Below are 16933 nucleotides of genomic sequence, written 5' to 3'. Positions count from 1 at the left end.
CAGGCGCTGCTCCGCCCTCTTACGCTACCTCCAAAACAGGACCGGATATCGTTTCATCCTGCTCTGGCGGGCAAGCATCATTTTGCGACCTTGACGGCCTCGGCGACCTTGTTCTTGCCCTTCATATCCCATGAGACGCGGACCTTTTCACCGACCGTCAGGCCAGGATCCTTGAAGGTCTTGGGAAGCGTAAAAGACGATCCATCATCGAGGACCAGGCTCGTGGTCGTCGTGTCAAAGGTCTTGATCGTCCCGGTGGTGTGCTTGACGGCGGCGAATGCCGCTGAACCGGAAGCGAGAAGGGCAGCGGCGGCAGCCGAAACAATGATCTTGCGCATTGCGAAGTACTCCTGGAAAGGCGGGTATCCTTTTGACGAAGATGTCCCGCATCGTCCTGGGCCGTCCGGTCGCGTCGGGTCGCGGCTCGCTTTGTCTTGACGCAATTCCGGTCGGAACGCCGTTTCGCACTTTCCTGGAATTGCGCGCAGGCGAGCCGCCGGCGCTTCCCGACCCAGCGCCACAAATAGACCAGTCTTTTCAACAGCCTATTAGACGAAAAAGAAATTTTTCGCCGCACCGTGTGCCACATTCCATGCCCATTTCGAGCGAATGGGACATCAATGCGGCTCACGCCCCGCTCACCATTTTGTTACGGCCAGCGGACCTCGGGCGGCAGGCTGGAGAGAATGGACGCGACATTGCCGCCGGTCTTCAGTCCGAAGATGGTGCCGCGATCGTGAAGCAGATTGAATTCGACATAGCGGCCGCGGCGGATGAGCTGTTCATCACGGTCGCCATCGGTCCAGTTCTCGTTGAAGTTGGCGCGCACCAGGTGGCCGTAGACGACGAGAAAAGAGCGTCCGACATCCTGGACGAAGTTGAAATCGGCATTCCAGCCGCCCTTGTCCTCACCCGAATGCAGCCAGTCGAAGAAGATGCCGCCGGTGCCGCGCGGCTCGTTGCGGTGCGACAGATAGAAGTACTCGTCGCACCAGGCCTTGAATTTCGGGTAATCGGCCACCGCGACATTCTTCTCGCAAGCGAATTGCATGGCGCGGTGGAAGGCGATGGTATCAGGGTCGTCCTGGGTGCGGCGGCGATCGAGCACCGGTGTCAGATCGGCGCCGCCGCCGAACCATTGGCTGGATGTGACCACCATGCGCGTGTTCATGTGTACGGCCGGAACGTTGGGATTCCACGGGTGCGCGATCAGCGAAATGCCGGATGCCCAGAAGCGCGGGTCTTCCTCGGCGCCGGGCATCTGCTTCCTGAACTCGGGCGAGAACTCGCCATGGACGGTCGAAGTGTGGACGCCGACCTTTTCGAAGACGCGGCCGTGCATCATCGACATGGTGCCGCCGCCGCCGCGGCCCTCGTCGCGTTCCCATGGGGTCTTTTCGAAGCGGCCGGGCGACCACGAGGCCAGCGGCCCGCCAAGGTCCTGCTCGATCTGCTCGAACGTGGCGCAGATGCGTTCGCGCAGCGCCTCGAACCAGAGGCGCGCTTTCATCTTCTTCTGTTCGATGTCGGCGGGCAGCCCTGCCGGTATTTCAGGTCGTTCCAAGTGCCGTCTCCGGTTGCGGGGCGGTGAGTCGACAAAAGACTCGTCTTTTCCGGGCGCGATCCCTAATCTCTTAGGGGACAGGGTCAAGTGTCATTACGGTGCAAGGAGTTGTTTCGTGCGCACCCCGGCAAGACCGCCGCTGGATGGCCTGAAGAAGAGGCTCGACCAAAGCCGTGCCGAGCGCGTGCGCATGCCGCGCGACGGTTTTCTGCGCGAGACCTTCGTGCTGCCGCGCTCCGATGCGCGGCTCAAGGCCAAGGAATGGTTCGAGCGCTTTCCCAAGCAGGCCTACTGGACCGAGATCGAAAGCTGGTTCGAGCGGCCGGGCGACCTGATCGAGTTCACCATCAGGCGGTTGCCGGTAGCTGATTGAAGCGCAGCTTGCTCAGCCGGCCACCAGCCGCCTGGCGCCTGTGCCTTCCCTCGCCAGCCGGTCGCCCTTGTTGCGCAGCGGGCATTTGTCGATCGACATGCAGCCGCAGCCGATGCAGTCGGTCAGCCCGTCGCGCAGTTTCTTCAATTGGGCGATCTTGTGATCGAGCCCGTCGCGCCAGGCGGTCGACAAAAGGTTCCAGTCATCGCGCGTCGGCGTGCGGCCCTCCGGCAGCGATGCCAGGGCTTCGCCGATCTCGGCCAGCGAGATACCGACCTCCTGCGCCACCTTGATGATCGCCACCCGCCGCAGCACGTCGCGGCCGTAGCGGCGCTGGTTGCCCGCCGTGCGGTAGCTGCGGATCAGGCCGCGGGCCTCGTAGAAATGCAGCGCCGACACCGCTACACCGCTGCGCATGGCGACCTGGCCGACCGTCAATTCCGTTACCGGTGCCATTCCTGACTTTCCGCTCCGTTTTTCTTCTTGACCTCAAGTTAAGTTGAGCTTGTAGCGAAGAAAGATCGTTTGGGCAAATGCAGGAGAAGGCGATGTGCGCCTGGGTAAGAACAAGTGGGGAAGCCCCTGTCGTCGTCGACGACAGACGTGGTGTTGTCGACGGGTTGCGGATCCTATCCGAGTTGCCGGATGGCTTCGCCCGCCACCATGGCGACGGACAGCGCGACATTGATGCTGCGCGCCGCTCCCTGCATGGGGATGGTCAGCCGCGCATCCGCCGCCTGATGGACAGGATCCGGAACGCCTGCGGATTCGCGGCCGAACAGAAGAATGTCGCCTTCGGCGAAGGTGAAGCTGGTGTAAGCGGTCGTGGCTTTGGTCGACAGCAGCACCAGCCGGCGCGTGCCAGTTTTGCGCCAGTCCTCGAAGGCGTGCCAGTCGACATGCCGGGTCAGAGCAGCCATTTCGAGGTAATCCATGCCAGCTCGCTTGAGCGCTTTGTCGGAGAGCGGAAAGCCGGTCGGTTCGATGATGTCGACGCCGAGCCCAAGGCAAGCAGCGAAGCGCAGGATTGTCCCGGTGTTGCCGGCGATATCCGGCTGGTAGAGCGCGATGCGGAGACGACAGTTCATTTCCGCATCCTTCTAATAAGTGGCAGATCGGCCACAGCGGCTTCGCGGTTTTGGAAATTGCTGGACCTGCGGGTGGCCATTTTCTGCGAAGTCGGGTATACGGCCAGCATTGTCAACCCGAACCGATGGAGGGGAAATTCATGATGACCATGCACATCCAGCGCCCCTCTCGTGGGCTTGCCTGCCTGCCGGCGGTTTCGGTACGACGATTCTCCTGACTCTCTAAGACTTGATCGCACCGATTCCCGCCGAAACGATTTTTCGGCTCTCGAAGGAATCCTGCGATGTTTTTCAAAAAGTCAAAAGGGCTGAACGCCCCACCTGAACCTGTCCGGACCGATGTCTATCGTGTCCAGACCGACGCAATGCGTGTCCCCGGCCGGATGCCGGCGGACGAAATTGCTTCGCCTTTTTATCTCGATTTTCACACGGAGGACGGACCGATGTTCGATCCCTACAGAATACCCGGCTCAAGGAGCCTGCATATCCACCGACTGCCGACCTGGGCGCTGCTGATCGGCGACACCTATTCGTCGGCGGTTCACGCCGAGGTTCGCCGCCGGCCGCATCGCGGCATGCTGCCGGATGTCGATTTCTCTCGCGCGGTGCCCGACCACAGCCGGCCGTCGCTGGTGCGCCGGATCATCCGGCTGGTCCGGCCGGGCGCGAAAAACCGGGCTGGCGGCACCGTGTCGTCAGGATCGTCTGGCGCAGCTGTCGGCGAAAAGCCCGCGAGCCCCTATATTGCGCGAAGTAGGGCCGACGGTCCGGGTGATTCCGGACCGTCGGCCCTTGATGCCATGGGTACCGGGGACTTCGTACGCTCACGTGCCGCGTAAGCGGCAAACACATTTCACAGGCATGACCTATGTTGTTGTTTAGCTGGTTTGAAAAAAGGCTCGATCCGTTCCCCGCGGCGGAACCGGTCGAGCCGCCGAGGACGCTGGTTGCCTTCTGCGTGCATTATACGCGCGGCGCGTGGCCCTATATCCTTTTCGACGCGGTGCTGGTGACGGCCATCGCGATCGCGGAAGTGTGGATGTTCGGCTTCCTCGGCCGCATCGTCGACTGGCTGTCGGGGCAGAATCGCGAAACCTTCCTGCAGACGGAAGCCTGGAAGCTCGCCGGCATGGCCTTCATCGTGCTGTTCGCGCTGCCGGGCACGGTATGGCTGCATTCGCTGCTCAACCAGCAGACGCTGATGGGCAATTATCCCATGCGCATCCGCTGGCAGGTGCACCGCTATCTGCTCAAGCAGTCGATGAGTTTCTACCAGGACGAGTTCGCCGGCCGCATCGCGACCAAGCTGATGCAGACGGCTCTCGCCGTGCGCGAATGCGTCATCAAGGTGATCGACGTCCTGAACTACGTTATCGTCTATTTCCTCGGCATGCTGCTCATTGTCGGCTCGGCCGACTGGCGGCTGGCCGCGCCGCTCGGCGTCTGGCTGGTCGGCTATATCCTTTTGCTGCGGTTTTTTATTCCCCGGCTGGGCAAGGTCGGCGAGGAACAGGCCAATGCGCGCTCGATCATGACGGGCCGGGTCGTCGACAGCTACTCAAACATCCAGACGGTCAAGCTGTTCAGCCATGCACGCCGGGAAGCGTCATTCGCCAAAGACGGCATGTCCGGCTTTCTCGAAACGGTCTACCGGTCGATGCGGCTGGTGACAGTGCTTTTCGGCTCGCTCTACATACTGAACGCGCTGCTCTTGTTCTCAGTGACCGCGATGGCGCTGTGGCTGTGGCTGGGGCAAGCCGTGACGATCGGCGCGGTCGCCGTGGTCATCGGCCTTGTGCTCAGGTTGTGGGGCATGTCGCAATGGATCATGTGGGAAATGTCGGGCCTGTTCGAGAACATCGGCACGGTGCAGGACGGTATCGCCTCGATCTCGCTGCCGCGCCTTGTCGAGGACAGGCCGGACGCGAAGGAGATCAGCGTTTCCAGGGGTGAGATCCGGTTCGAGGACATCCGCTTCCACTACGGCAAGCAGAAGGGTGTGATCGAAGGCCTGTCGCTGGCGGTGAAGCCGGGCGAGAAGGTCGGCATCGTCGGCCGTTCCGGCGCCGGCAAGTCGACGCTGGTCAACCTGTTGCTGCGCTTCTACGACCTCGAAGCCGGGCAGATATTGATCGACGGCCAGGAGATCGCCGGCGTGAAGCAGGATTCGCTGCGTGCGCAGATCGGCATGGTCACGCAGGATACCTCGCTGCTGCATCGTTCGGTGCGCGAGAACATCCTTTATGGCCGGCCCGATGCCACCGACGAGATGCTTGTCGAGGCGGCGCGGCGCGCCGAGGCGCTGGATTTCATCGGCGGGCTTTCGGATGCCAGCGGCCGCAAGGGCTTCGATGCCCATGTCGGTGACCGCGGCGTCAAATTGTCCGGTGGCCAGCGGCAACGCGTCGCCATTGCTCGCGTTATGTTGAAGGACGCACCTATACTTATCCTTGATGAAGCGACCTCGGCGCTTGATTCCGAAGCCGAGGCGGCGATCCAGGAGAATCTCTACAAGCTCATGCAAGGCAAAACCGTCATCGCCATAGCGCACCGGCTGTCGACCATCGCGGCGATGGACAGGCTGGTGGTGATGGACAAGGGTCGTGTCATCGAGGAAGGTTCGCACGAGGAACTCGTCGCCAAGGGCGGGCTCTACGCGCAGCTCTGGCAGCGCCAGTCGGGTGGGTTCCTGCTTGAGGACGGTCCCGCCGACGCCGCCAACGACGCACTTGCAAAGGGGCAAGCCGCAGAATGATGGCCGCCGCATGATGACAGCCGTCTATCGCTGGTTCGAGAACTGGGTCTATCCGTTCAGGGAGCCAGCGAATCTTCGGCCACCGACCAGCGTCGGCGGCTTTCTCTGGCACTATGTCGGCCAGGCGAAGTTCGCCTTCTTCGCCATGCTGGTCATCGGCGGCATCGCGCCGCTGGTCGAGGCCGGCCTGTTCTACTTCGTCGGGCGGCTGGTCGATATTCTCGACCAGCTTCCCGCCGAGCGCAGCTGGCACGCGCTGTGGGCCGCCGCCGGCCCTGAACTGGTTTTCATGGCCGTGGTGGTGCTGGTCATCCGCACCGTCGTCGTCGGCCTTTCGGCGCTGGTCGACGAACAGACGATCACGCCCGGTTTCTACAATCTGGTGCGCTGGCAGGCGCACCGGCATGTCTCGCGCCAGTCCTACGCCTTCTTCCAGAACGATTTCGCCGGCCGCATCGCGACAAAGGTCTGGCAGGCGGGGCAAGCCACCGGCGACCTGATGGAAAGCTTCATCGAGGTCGTCTGGTTCATGATCGTCTACACGGTGACGACGCTGGCGCTGGTCGCAGGCCTCGATCTCAGGCTGGCGGTGCTGGTGGTGATCTGGATTTTCGCTTTCGCTTGGCTGGCCAAGCTCTATTTGCCGGCAATCCGCAAGCATGCCGAGGAAACAGCCGAGGCCGGCTCGATGATCACCGGCCGCATTGTCGATTCCTATTCCAACGTGCAGACGCTGAAATTGTTCTCGGCCGACGGCGACGACCGCTACATCAGGAACGGTTTCGACATCTACCTCGACGCATTGCGCCCGTTCACCCGCCGGCTGACCGGCGTGCGCATGGCGCTGACGACGCTGTCGGGCATCATGATCACGGCGATCGGCTGCTTTGCCGTCTATCTCTGGGTAGAGGGCTCGATCACCGTCGGCGCTGTCGCCTTCACCCTGTCGCTGGTGCTGCGGCTCAACATGCTGCTTGGCCGGCTGATGATGCAGCTCAACAGCATCTTGCGAAACCTCGGCGTGCTGGAGAACTCCAAGGCGCTGATTTCGCAGCCGCTCGGCCTCACCGATGCGCCCGACGCCAAGGAACTCGTGGTGGCAGGCGGGCGTATCGAGGTGAAGAACGTCGAGTTCCATTACGGCAAAGGTTTCGGCGTGCTGAACGGCATCGACCTTGTCGTCAAGCCGGGCGAGAAGGTCGGGCTGGTCGGACCGTCTGGCGCCGGCAAGACGACCCTCGCCAATCTGATCCTGCGGCTCTACGATCTGGAGAGCGGGTCGATCACCATCGATGGCCAGGATGTCGCCAAAGTCACGCAAAATTCGCTGCGCGCCAACATCGGCGTCGTCAGCCAGGATACGGCGCTGTTCCACCGTTCGCTGCGCGACAACATCAAGCTCGGCATGCCTGACGCGACCGACGCCGAGGTGATCGCGGCGGCGAAAAAGGCCGAGGCGCACGAATTCATCCTGGCCTTGCGCGACAACAGGGACCGCGCCGGCTACGAGGCCTTTGTCGGCGAGCGCGGCGTCAAACTGTCGGGCGGCCAGCGCCAGCGCGTGGCGATCGCCCGCGTCTTCCTCAAGGATGCGCCGATCCTGATTCTCGACGAGGCGACCTCGGCACTCGATTCCGACATCGAGGCGGCGATCCAGGAGAATCTGACGCGGCTGATGGAAAACAAGACGGTCATCGCCATCGCCCACCGGCTGTCGACGATCGCGGCACTCGACCGACTGGTGGTGCTCGATGGCGGCCACATCGTCGAACAGGGCACGCATGACGAGTTGGTAGCACGCGACGGGCTCTATGCGCGGCTGTGGAAGCGGCAGTCCGGCGGTTTTCTCTATCACGAGGACAGCGTGCTCGAAGAGACACGCCCTGCGGAGTAGCTCCATGGGTGGATCAACAGGCGCCATCTCAGAGGTCGGCTACGTGCTCAAGCGGCTCCGGCCGACCATGCCGGCCTTCGACACGCTGAAGGAAGAGAGCCGGCTGGAAGGCTACTGGATGCTGGTGCGCCTGGCGGATGGCTGGGCAAGTGGCCGCAACAAGTTCCTGAAACGGGGCGAGGCGCTATACGGAGCCTGGCATGGAAAGGAACTCGCCGGCGTGTGCGGGTTGAACATCGATCCCTATTTCGAAGGCAGGGACCAGGGCCGGGTCCGGCACCTGTTCGTCAGTGCGCGCCGCCGTCGCGCCGGCCTTGGCCAGATGCTGGTCGAAACCGTTATCGACAGGGCACGTCACCATTTCGCCGCGCTTAACACCCGCGCGCCGCAAGAGGCTTTTGGTTTTTACGAACGGCGTGGATTTACACGCGTGGAAGGCGAAGAGTTCGTCACACACCGCATGGTTTTCGGGAAAGGAGGCTGAAATGTCCTTGCGTCCGCCATCTCATCTTGCCGGCGGCTCGGCCGCTGAAACCGCCTTCGACGCGCTCGGCCATGAAATATTGGCGGAAAAGGCGGCAGCACTCGGTCGCGCCGGCCAGCGGGCAGAGGAAACGCTGGCCAGGCTGCGCGACAATGCCGACGAGCAACTGCGCCCCCGACTGCTCAAGGATGCCGCCGAGGCGGTGCATGGCTATTTCATCCAGCGCGAGCTGTGCGGCTTGCGCAAGCACGATGCCGTCATTCGTGAATACAACATCCCGAAAGCGGTGCTGGCCAGGCTCGGCGCGAAATAGAGATCACTCAAGCCATTCGGTGACGAAGCTGCCATTCTCGTGGATGTCGGTCGTTTCCAGCGGGCCCGGGCCGAGATTGGTGAATTTGTGCGGCGTATTGGGCGGCACGATCAGGATCTGACCGGCGGATGCCTCGATCTCCTGGTCGCCGACGGTGAACAGGCCGGTGCCCTGGCGGATGATGAATATCTCCGCGTAGGGATGCGCGTGCAGCCGTGGACCGCCGCCGACATCAGGCAGGTGGTTGAAGATCAGGCAGGAGTTGGAGCCGTAGGCGCCACATTGCAACTCGCCCTTCCAATGGTCGGAGCGAACGGCCCAGGTGTCGCGGTCTATGACGTGTGCCATGATGGCAAGGATAGACCCGGCCGGCGCCTTGTGTCGAGGCGAACAAGGGCATCGGATTTGCGGTTGTTTCCCGGTTGTTTAGCGATGTTTGGCGGCCATCCGGCGTCGCGTCGACCGGTGGCGGATTTTGTCCCCGCGACAATCTGCCCTTGTGCCTTCACCCGTCTGGACAAAAACGGGCTTCACGCATAAACCGAAGTCCAAATGCCGGAGGAATTCGCAAGCCTGTTCGCCATGCGCTGTCGGGTTGGCGTAATTGAGCGGGGAACAAGGCTCAGCCACCGGCACGGAAGAGGCGAAAGGATCAGGCACCCGTGAGCGCAACCGACACCCAGGATCCCAACCGTCGTGATTTTCTCTACGTCGCCACCGGCATGGCCGCAGTGGTCGGCGCGGGTGCTTTCGCGTGGCCGTTCATCGACCAGATGCGCCCTGACGCCTCGACGCTGGCGCTCGCCTCCGTCGAAGTCGATGTCGCCTCGCTGACGCCTGGCATGTCGCTGATCGTCAAATGGCGCGGCAAGCCGGTCGTGGTCCGCAACCGCACCGAACAGGAAATGAAGGACGGCGAGGCGGTCAAGCTGGCCGATCTCAAGGATCCGATCGCGCGCAACGCCAATCTGCCGGCCGACGCACCGGCGACCGACGCCAATCGCACCACACCCGGCAAGGAAGCCTGGATGGTGATGGTTCAGGTCTGCACGCATCTCGGCTGCATTCCGCTTGGCCAGGAAGGCGATTTCGGCGGCTGGTTCTGCCCGTGCCACGGTTCGCAATACGATACGGCCGGCCGCATCCGCAAAGGCCCGGCGCCTGAGAACATGGCGGTTCCGGGATTCAAGTTCATTTCCGATACCAAGATCCTTATCGGTTGAGGCAGGGGATATTTCGATGAGCGAGGGACACTCCACCTATACGCCCAAAACCGGTCTCGGACGCTGGTTCGACGCCCGCATGCCGCTGCCGCGGCTGGTCTATGACAGCTTCGTTGCCTATCCGGTGCCGCGCAACCTCAACTATGCATGGACCTTTGGCGGCATCCTTTCGATCATGCTGGTGGCGCAGATCCTGACCGGCATCGTGCTGGCCATGCATTACACGGCCGACACCAATCTGGCCTTCGGCTCGGTCGAGAAGATCATGCGCGACGTGAATTCGGGCTGGCTGCTGCGCTACATGCATTCGAACGGCGCCTCGTTCTTCTTCGTCGCCGTCTACATCCACATCTTCCGTGGCCTCTATTACGGCTCCTACAAGGCGCCGCGCGAGCTGCTGTGGATCCTTGGCTGCATCATCTATCTCCTGATGATGGCGACCGGCTTCATGGGCTACGTGCTGCCATGGGGCCAGATGAGCTTCTGGGGCGCCACCGTCATCACCGGCTTCTTCAGCGCCATTCCGCTGGTCGGCGACTGGATCCAACAGCTGCTGCTCGGCGGCTTTGCCGTCGACAACCCGACGCTCAACCGTTTCTTTGCGCTGCACTATCTGTTGCCGTTCATGATTGCCGGCGTCGTCGTTTTGCACATCTGGGCGCTGCACGTCGTCGGCCAGTCGAACCCGACCGGCATCGAGGTCAAGTCGAAGACCGACACCGTCGCCTTCACCCCCTACGCGACCATCAAGGACGCGTTCGGCATGATCGTGTTCCTGTTCTTCTTCGCCTATTTCGTCTTCTACCTGCCGAACTATCTCGGCCATCCCGACAACTACATCGTCGCCAACCCGCTGAAGACGCCGGCCCACATCGTGCCCGAATGGTACTTCCTGCCGTTCTACGCGATCCTGCGCGCCATCACCTTCAATGTCGGGCCGATCAACTCCAAGCTCGGCGGCGTGCTATGCATGTTCGGCGCCATCGTCATGTTGTTCCTGGTGCCGTGGCTCGACACTTCGAAGGTGCGCTCGGCGGTTTACCGGCCTTGGTACAAGCTGTTCTTCTGGCTGTTCGTGGCCGATGCCATCCTGCTTGGCTGGCTGGGCTCGCAGCCGGCCGAAGGCAGCTATGTGTTCATGGCGCAGATGGCGACATTGTTCTACTTCGCCTTCTTCCTGATCGCGCTGCCGGTGCTCGGACTGATCGAGACGCCGCGACGGCTGCCGAACTCGATCACCGAGGCGGTGCTCGAGAAGAACAAGGGCGGCAGCGGACATCCGGCGGGCGCTACGGCGGCTCCGGAAACCAAAGGCTGAGCGGGTAGAGAATCTAAGGGGATTTGGCATGAAAAAGATTCTCACCTCGCTGGCGCTGATCGGCCTTGTGGCCGTCGCCGCTGGGGCCGCGGGCACTCGGGCGATCGCCGCCGAAGAGGCACACAATGTGGCCAATCCGACGCATTTCCCGATCGACGAGCCGAAGGAAATGGACTGGAGTTTCACCGGCCCATTCGGCACTTACGACAAAGCGCAGCTGCAGCGCGGCCTCAAGGTCTACAAGGAAGTCTGCTCGGCCTGCCATTCGATGAATCTGGTGGCGTTCCGCACGTTGTCGGACCTCGGCTATTCCGATGCGCAGATCAAGACGCTGTCGGCCGAGTACACGATCCACGACGGCCCCAACGATGCCGGCGACATGTTCGACCGTCCCGGCAAGCCGTCCGACCACTTCCCGCCGCCCTTTGCCAATGAGGAAGCCGCCGCTGCCTCCAATGGCGGTGCTGCTCCGCCCGACATGTCACTGCTGGCCAAGGCACGCGGTGTCGAACGCGGCTTTCCGCAGTTCGTCTTCGATATCTTCACCCAGTACGATGCGGGCGGCCCCGACTATATCCACTCGCTGCTGACCGGCTACGACCAGACGCCGCCGGCCGGCATGGTGATCCCGGAAGGCACCCACTACAATCCGTACTTCATGTCCGGCGTGTCGCTGAAAATGCCCAAGCCGCTCTCCGACGGCCAGGTGACCTACGATGACGGCGCGCCGCAGACCGTCGACCAGTATTCCCGCGATGTCTCCGCCTTCCTGGCGTGGGCGGCCGAGCCGCATATGGAAGACCGCAAGAAGACCGGTTTTCGCGTTCTGGTGTTCCTGCTTTTGTTCGGCGCGCTGGTCTATCTCACCAAGCGCAAGGTGTGGGAAGGCGTGGCGCATTGAGCCACACAATCAAGTGATCGAAAAGGGCGCCGAGAGGCGCCCTTTTGCATTTCCGGAGGCTGGTCATGTCACATGGCCGTCACCGCATCCGGCGATCCTGCGCTGCTCTCATCAAAGGATCGCATTCATGAAAAGATACGCATCGCTCGCGGCAGGCCTGTTGCTGCTCATCGTCGGCTCGGCCGCGCAAGCGGAAGACGCCCAGCCCTTCGTCACCAACAAGGACGTCGACCTGACGATGATCCTGCCGCCGCCGCCGGCAAATGATTCGGCGCAGACCAAGGCCGAACTCGGCGAGGTGCTGACGTTGCAGGTCACGCGCACCCCGGAGATGGTCGCCAGCGCGGTGGCCGATGCCGAGGAGAATGTCTGGCGCTTTGCCAACGTCATGGGGCCGAAATTCAACAAGGAAACGCTGCCGAAATTCAGCGCCTTCTTCGATCGCGTCGTGGCCACCGAAGGCGCCGTCGTCGATCCGGCCAAGGATGTCTGGAAGCGCCCGCGCCCGCACCAGCTCAGCGACCTCGTCAAGCCGGTGGTCAAATTGTCGAGTTCCGGTTCCTGGCCGTCCGGCCATGCCACCGTCGGCACCATGATAGGCATCATCCTGTCCGACATGGTCCCAGAAAAGCGCGCCGAGATCATGGCGCGTGCGGCCGAATATGCCCACAACCGCGAGGTCGGCGGCATCCATTATGCGTCCGACGTCGAGATGGGCAAGATTTCCGGCAGCGTCATTGCCGCGGTCCTGCTCAACCGGGACGACTTCAAGGCTGAATATGAAGTGGCCAGGGCCGAGCTTCGTTCCGATCTCGGCATGTAACCTCGTCAGCCTGATTTAGGCGGGAAGGGGCGCTTAAGGCGCTCCTTTTTGTTTACGCTCGTGCTCAAGCGAAAGTTCGGCAATTAGTCCGTTGGCATGGCGGCACCAGGTTGATATTCGACGCATCGAATGGTGGCGAGGAACCTGTCCCGCCATGGCCTTGGAATTCGATGATGCGGCTCAGCGACTGTCACAACTTTTCCGATTTCCGGCGGATGGCACAACAGCGGCTGCCGGGGCCGATCTTCAATTACATCGACGGCGCGGCCGACGATGAGGTCACCTATCGCCGCAACACCGAAAGCTTCGAGACCTGCGACCTGGTTCCCAACGTGCTGCGCGGGGTGAGCGAGGTCGACATGTCGGTGACGGTCATGGGCCAGAAGCTGGCGATGCCGTTCTATTGCTCGCCGACCGCCTTGCAGCGCCTGTTCCACCATCAGGGCGAGCGCGCGGTCGCCAAGGCCGCCGCCAAATACGGCACCATGTTCGGCGTCTCCTCGCTTGGCACCGTCAGCCTCGAGGAGGCGCGCAGCATCAGCAGCAGTCCGCAGGTCTACCAGTTCTATTTCCACCGGGATCGCGGTCTTAATCGGGCGATGATGCAGCGGGCAAAGGCGGTCGGCGTCGAGGTGATGATGCTGACCGTCGACAGCATCACCGGAGGAAACCGCGAGCGCGACAAACGCACCGGCTTTGCCATTCCCTTCAAGCTCAACCTGGCCGGAATGGCGCAGTTCGCGCTCAAGCCGGCCTGGGCGATCAACTATTTTACGCATGAGGGGTTCAAGCTGCCGCAACTCGACGAGCATGTCGACATGGGCGGCGGCACGATGTCGATCAGCCGCTACTTCACCGAGATGCTCGACCCGTCGATGACGTGGGACGACGTCGCCGAGATGGTCAAGCTTTGGGCGGGTCCGTTCTGCCTCAAGGGCGTCATGTCGTTGGAGGATGCAAGACGCGCCGTCGACATCGGCTGCAGCGGCATCGTACTGTCGAACCATGGCGGCCGGCAGCTGGATGGCTCGCGGGCGGCGTTCGACCAGCTTGCCGAGATCGTCGATGCCGTTGGCGACAGGATCGACGTCATCATGGATGGCGGCGTGCAGCGCGGCACCCATGTGCTGAAGGCGCTGTCGCTCGGTGCCAAGGCCGTCGGTGTCGGCCGCTATTATCTGTTTCCGCTCGCGGCGGCCGGCCAGCCCGGCGTCGAACGGGCGCTTGAGCAGATGCGGGTCGAGATCGAACGCGGCATGAAGCTGATGGGCTGCAGTTCGATCGAACAATTGTCGCGCAACAACCTCCGTTTCAGGTAATCTCGACCCATGAAATCCTCTCTCGAAGACACGCTGCTTGCCGCGATCCGCACCATTCCGGACTATCCCAAGCCCGGCATCCTGTTTCGCGACATCACCACGCTGCTCGGCAATGCGCGCGCCTTTCGCCGCGCCATCGACGAACTGGTGCATCCCTATGCCGGCCAGAAGATCGACAAGATCGCCGGCATCGAGGCGCGCGGCTTCATCCTTGGCGGCGCCGTCGCCCATCAGCTCTCGGCCGGTTTCGTGCCGATCCGCAAGAAAGGCAAGCTGCCCTACGAGACGGTGCGCGTCGCCTACAGCCTGGAATACGGGCTGGACGAGATGGAGATGCACAAGGACGGCGTCGCTCCGGGCGAGAAGGTGATCCTGGTCGACGATCTGATCGCCACCGGCGGCACCGCGGAAGCGGCGGTCAAGCTGCTGCGCCAGATCGGTGCCGACATCCTCGCCGCCTGCTTCGTCATCGACCTGCCGGACCTCGGCGGCCGCGCCAAGCTAGAGGCGCTCGGCGTGCCGGTGCGGACGCTGATTGGGTTCGAAGGGCATTGAGGTTCGCTCGGCCACCTTCTCCCCTTGTGGGAGAAGGTGGCCGAGCGAAGCTCGGTCGGATGAGGGGTGTTCCAGGGAACGCCAACGCCTCATTCCGTCCAGCACCCCCTCAACCGTCTCGGCGCTGAGCGCCGATCCACCTTCTCCCACAAGGGGAGAAGGAAGAGGCGCCACTACTCTGTCTTCACCAGCACGGCGCTTTCGAACTCGAGGACCTTGTCGCCGGTCGAGTCGAAAGCTTCCGAACGCAGCGCCAGCAGCCGCCAGCCAGGGCGTGAGGCGATCGGGCGGTGGGACAGTGCGGTGCGGGTGAAGGTGATGGTTTGCCCGGCATAGACCGGCTTCAGCCATTTCAGGTTCTTGAAGCCGGGCGAGGGGCCGAATTCCGGCACCGGGCCGGGGCCGCTCCACGCAGCGATCTCGGCGTCCATACGGTTTTCCAGATTGAGTTTCATCCAGGTCGCGGCCGTGTGCCAGCCGGATGCGCAGAGGCCGCCGAGCACGCTTTTCTTCGCGGCTTCCTCGTCGATGTGGAAGATCTGCGGGTCGTATTTGCGGGCGAAGGCCTTGATCGCCTCGGGCTCGAATGTGTGCGAGCCGAGCGTGACGGTGGTGCCGATACGGAAGAACTCATCCAGTGTCATGCTTGGCTCCCCGCGGCATCGCGCGTGAGGAACATGACGGAGTTCTCGAGCTCGAAGACGCTTTCGCCACGCTGGTTGAACAACTCGCTGCGCATGGTGACGAAGCCGAGTTGCGGCTTCGATTTCGACAGGCGCCTGGCAACAACCACCAGGGTGCCGGTCAGTTGGTCGCCGGCCAGGACCGGCTTCTTCCACTTGACCTGATCGACGCCGGGCGCGCCCTGGCAGGTCGAGTCCAGCAGGAACGCATCGCACAGCATCCGCATGAACATGGCGCAGGTGTGCCAGCCCGACGCCGCCAGCCCGCCAAGGATGCTGGCCTTGCCGGCTTCCTCGTCGAGATGCATCGGCTGCGGGTCGAATTCTCCGGCGAATTCGACGATCTCGGCGGCACTCACGAGCTTCGAGCCGAGGTCGATCGACGCGCCCTCGATGAAGTCCTCATAGGCCCATGTTTTTATCTCTGCAGTCATGGTCTGGAATCCGGCTTGTCGACCCACGATCCCCAGGATCGGGGTTTCCGGATGCAGGCCGGCGTTCATTTGGTCAAGCGATTTCTACTGCGCCAGCCTGTGGCAGCCGATCGACAGGGCCACTCAGAGCCAGCCGCGGCGGCGGAAATACCAGAAGGGCAGGATCGCCGACAGCACCATCATGGCGATGGCGAAGGGATAGCCAAGCTCCCATTTCAACTCGGGGATGACGTCGAAATTCATGCCGTAGATCGAGGCGACCAAAGTCGGCGGCAGGAAGATAACGGCGGCGACCGAGAAGATCTTGATGATGGCGTTCTGCTCGATCGAGATCATGCCAAGCGTGGCGTCGAGCAGGAAGGAGATCTTCTGCGACAGGAAGGTGGCGTGGTCGGCGAGCGACAGCACATCGCGCGACAGCGTCTTGATGCGCGCCTTGGTGTCCTTGCTCATCTTGGTGCGGGTCGAGGCATGGGCGAAAAAGCCTGCCAGGCGCTGCAGAGAGATCAGGCTGTCGCGGATCGAGGAGGCAATGTCCTCCTTGCGGCCGATGGCTTTCAACAACTCCTGGAAGTCGCGATTGCGCTTGGAAACCTTGGTCGATCGCGCTTCGAAAATATCGCGCGAGATCGCCTCGATGTCGCGGCCGGCGCGTTCCAGAATATCGGCGAGACGGTCGACGATCGCCTCCAGCAAGCCGATCAGGATGGTGTCACTGCTGGTGCAGCCGGTCGCCACCTTCTCGGCGCGCTGCGGAAAGGTCTTGAAGGCCTTTGGTTCGTGGTAACGCACGGTGATCAGCCTGGTGCCGGCGAGCACGAAGGTGACCGGCGACATCAAGGGATCGTCGATCTCGGTCTGGGCGGGCAAGGTGGCGGTCATGAAGTAGGCGCCGTCCTCGACATAGAGGCGGCTCGAAATCTCGATCTCCTCCATCTCCTCGCGCGTCGGAATGGCAACGCCGAGCCAGCTCTCGATCGTCGCTTCCTCTTCCTTTGTCGGGTTGAGCAGGTCGGCCCAGACGACGTTGTCGCCGTCTTGCAAGAGATCATCGACAGCGCGCAGGCGATCATTGTCCACGACGAAGGCCTTGATCATCGCCTGATATCCCTTGCTGGGGCCAAAGGGTGCGTTCGGATTGACGCGTCGTGTTGGATTGCACGAGACGGACACTTTCGCCGAAAGCGCCGACCGCGTACCCCAGCC

Annotated in this window: 20 protein-coding genes; 12 read left to right on the top strand and 8 right to left on the bottom strand. The window is 62.5% G+C overall.

Annotated elements, in window-relative coordinates; translation table 11 throughout:
* Positions 1-77: 77 nt before the first annotated feature.
* On the bottom strand, positions 78-338 hold the full coding sequence (locus EOA16_RS09835; RefSeq protein WP_127257487.1) for a DUF1344 domain-containing protein: 261 nt from the start codon (positions 336-338) through the stop codon (positions 78-80).
* Between the two features lie 311 nt (positions 339-649).
* The gene (gene hemF / locus EOA16_RS09830; RefSeq protein ID WP_127257485.1) at positions 650-1564 is read right to left on the bottom strand and encodes an oxygen-dependent coproporphyrinogen oxidase; all 915 of its coding nucleotides are present in this window, start codon (positions 1562-1564) and stop codon (positions 650-652) included.
* Positions 1565-1679: 115 nt separating this feature from the next.
* Between hemF and EOA16_RS09825 the strand changes: the two genes are divergently transcribed.
* Entirely contained in the window at positions 1680-1937 is a 258-nt protein-coding gene (locus tag EOA16_RS09825) for a hypothetical protein (protein ID WP_127257484.1), read from the top strand.
* A gap of 12 nt (positions 1938-1949) precedes the next feature.
* Here EOA16_RS09825 and soxR read toward each other — a convergent pair whose 3' ends face one another.
* Together soxR and EOA16_RS09815 are read right to left on the bottom strand one after the other, a co-directional pair.
* Positions 1950-2393 carry a redox-sensitive transcriptional activator SoxR gene (gene soxR / locus EOA16_RS09820; RefSeq protein WP_127257482.1) on the bottom strand — a complete coding sequence of 148 codons (444 nt, stop codon included), beginning with the start codon at positions 2391-2393 and terminating at the stop codon, positions 1950-1952.
* Positions 2394-2566: 173 nt separating this feature from the next.
* Positions 2567-3025 (bottom strand): tRNA (cytidine(34)-2'-O)-methyltransferase, encoded by a 459-nt coding sequence (locus tag EOA16_RS09815; protein WP_127257480.1) that lies wholly within the window; start codon positions 3023-3025, stop codon positions 2567-2569.
* A gap of 284 nt (positions 3026-3309) precedes the next feature.
* Here EOA16_RS09815 and EOA16_RS09810 point away from each other — a divergent pair, with 284 nt between their 5' ends.
* Genes EOA16_RS09810 through EOA16_RS09790 form a run of 5 tightly spaced genes read left to right on the top strand, consistent with a single transcriptional unit; the run spans position 3310 to position 8471 of the window.
* Entirely contained in the window at positions 3310-3864 is a 555-nt protein-coding gene (locus tag EOA16_RS09810; RefSeq protein ID WP_164754199.1) for a hypothetical protein, read from the top strand.
* Between the two features lie 29 nt (positions 3865-3893).
* Positions 3894-5780, top strand: coding sequence for an ABC transporter ATP-binding protein (locus EOA16_RS09805; RefSeq protein WP_127257478.1), 1887 nt, complete (start codon positions 3894-3896; stop codon positions 5778-5780).
* A gap of 10 nt (positions 5781-5790) precedes the next feature.
* On the top strand, positions 5791-7674 hold the full coding sequence (locus EOA16_RS09800) for an ABC transporter ATP-binding protein (protein ID WP_127257476.1): 1884 nt from the start codon (positions 5791-5793) through the stop codon (positions 7672-7674).
* Between the two features lie 4 nt (positions 7675-7678).
* Positions 7679-8158: a GNAT family N-acetyltransferase gene (locus EOA16_RS09795; RefSeq protein ID WP_127257474.1), complete on the top strand. Its 480-nt coding sequence runs from the start codon at positions 7679-7681 to the stop codon at positions 8156-8158.
* A 1-nt stretch (position 8159) separates the two neighbouring features.
* The gene (locus EOA16_RS09790; protein WP_127257472.1) at positions 8160-8471 is read left to right on the top strand and encodes a DUF6665 family protein; all 312 of its coding nucleotides are present in this window, start codon (positions 8160-8162) and stop codon (positions 8469-8471) included.
* A gap of 3 nt (positions 8472-8474) precedes the next feature.
* On the opposite strand, the gene EOA16_RS09785 is transcribed toward EOA16_RS09790, so the two are convergent.
* On the bottom strand, positions 8475-8819 hold the full coding sequence (locus EOA16_RS09785) for a cupin domain-containing protein (RefSeq protein ID WP_127257470.1): 345 nt from the start codon (positions 8817-8819) through the stop codon (positions 8475-8477).
* 314 nt (positions 8820-9133) lie between these two features.
* On the opposite strand from EOA16_RS09785, the gene petA reads away from it, so the two are divergent.
* The 6 genes from petA (at position 9134) to EOA16_RS09755 (ending at position 14610) form a co-directional block, all read left to right on the top strand.
* Positions 9134-9694 (top strand): ubiquinol-cytochrome c reductase iron-sulfur subunit, encoded by a 561-nt coding sequence (gene petA / locus EOA16_RS09780; RefSeq protein ID WP_127257468.1) that lies wholly within the window; start codon positions 9134-9136, stop codon positions 9692-9694.
* Between the two features lie 16 nt (positions 9695-9710).
* Positions 9711-11012 (top strand): cytochrome b N-terminal domain-containing protein, encoded by a 1302-nt coding sequence (locus tag EOA16_RS09775; protein WP_013529985.1) that lies wholly within the window; start codon positions 9711-9713, stop codon positions 11010-11012.
* Positions 11013-11040: 28 nt separating this feature from the next.
* Positions 11041-11913, top strand: coding sequence for a cytochrome c1 (locus EOA16_RS09770; RefSeq protein WP_023809837.1), 873 nt, complete (start codon positions 11041-11043; stop codon positions 11911-11913).
* Positions 11914-12040: 127 nt separating this feature from the next.
* Positions 12041-12736 (top strand): phosphatase PAP2 family protein, encoded by a 696-nt coding sequence (locus EOA16_RS09765; protein ID WP_127257466.1) that lies wholly within the window; start codon positions 12041-12043, stop codon positions 12734-12736.
* 173 nt (positions 12737-12909) lie between these two features.
* On the top strand, positions 12910-14055 hold the full coding sequence (locus tag EOA16_RS09760) for an alpha-hydroxy acid oxidase (RefSeq protein ID WP_164754198.1): 1146 nt from the start codon (positions 12910-12912) through the stop codon (positions 14053-14055).
* Positions 14056-14064: 9 nt separating this feature from the next.
* Positions 14065-14610, top strand: coding sequence for an adenine phosphoribosyltransferase (locus tag EOA16_RS09755; RefSeq protein WP_013529989.1), 546 nt, complete (start codon positions 14065-14067; stop codon positions 14608-14610).
* A gap of 173 nt (positions 14611-14783) precedes the next feature.
* On the opposite strand, the gene EOA16_RS09750 is transcribed toward EOA16_RS09755, so the two are convergent.
* The 3 genes from EOA16_RS09750 to corA form a co-directional block, all read right to left on the bottom strand.
* A complete protein-coding gene (locus EOA16_RS09750) occupies positions 14784-15254 on the bottom strand; it encodes a MaoC family dehydratase (RefSeq protein WP_127257462.1) in 471 nt (156 codons plus the stop codon).
* Entirely contained in the window at positions 15251-15727 is a 477-nt protein-coding gene (locus tag EOA16_RS09745; protein WP_127257460.1) for a MaoC family dehydratase, read from the bottom strand. Before EOA16_RS09745 ends, EOA16_RS09750 begins: the two co-directional genes overlap by 4 nt.
* Before the next feature lie 123 nt (positions 15728-15850).
* A complete protein-coding gene (corA, locus tag EOA16_RS09740; RefSeq protein ID WP_127257458.1) occupies positions 15851-16825 on the bottom strand; it encodes a magnesium/cobalt transporter CorA in 975 nt (324 codons plus the stop codon).
* Between the last annotated feature and the right edge of the window lie 108 nt (positions 16826-16933).

It is taken from the genome of Mesorhizobium sp. M7A.F.Ca.US.008.03.1.1 (genome assembly GCF_003997495.1).
Lineage (GTDB): Bacteria > Pseudomonadota > Alphaproteobacteria > Rhizobiales > Rhizobiaceae > Mesorhizobium.
Note: the sequence above shows the minus strand (reverse complement) of the source record. Positions and strands in the feature narration are given on the sequence as shown.